A 612-nucleotide genomic window follows, 5' to 3' on the forward strand; every position below is an offset into this window, starting at 1 on the left:
CAAGAGCTGCTTACCCCGCCATAATCACCAGCAAAGTGATAATGAAAAAAATTGCCGTCATTTGTCTGCGCCTTGATGGCGTTGACGGTCATTGCGCCCGAGTTGGTATCTGCGGAGAATGCGGGAGTAATGTGTGCAGAGGCGACAACAGCAATGCAAGAGAGTGCAAATTTGATCTTCATAATAATCTAGTCCTTCTATCCAATTAGGATGATGTTAGCTTAAGCTACCCCTTCAATTTTGCTATCAGCATTATTAATTTGCTTTAATTGTACTAAACAAAAATTCAATTATACATATGATATCTGACAGCGGCTTTAAGATGAGCACTGGCCTACTGCCGGTTTCATGGGACACCGAGTTAAGGTGTTACCAATGAAATCGGAGCGAAGGAATGCAATGAAATTGGTGCTGGAGCGCGGCGCCAGGGGCGAGAAAGTTACGGCGCGCGTCCGCTCGCTTTTCCCATCTTCGCCGCGCGTTCTTTGGTGAACGCAACCGCCAAATTGTCGTTTGCGTCCCCTTCCCCATCTTTGCGACTCGTTCTTTGGTGAAGCGGTCAGGCGCTGAATTGTCGACATTTTGGCGACATTCCCCGGCCCTTCCGGGGGG

At 48.5% G+C, this 612-nt stretch carries 1 protein-coding gene; it reads right to left on the reverse strand.

The annotated features are described in order from the left end of the window. A partial coding sequence (locus DUT91_RS25720; protein ID WP_147272314.1) for a hypothetical protein occupies positions 1 to 182 on the reverse strand: 182 nt, incomplete at its 3' end. Positions 183 to 612 lie beyond the last annotated feature (430 nt).

The organism is Paramesorhizobium salinisoli, assembly GCF_003335045.1.
GTDB classification, from domain to species: Bacteria; Pseudomonadota; Alphaproteobacteria; order Rhizobiales; family Rhizobiaceae; genus Paramesorhizobium; species Paramesorhizobium salinisoli.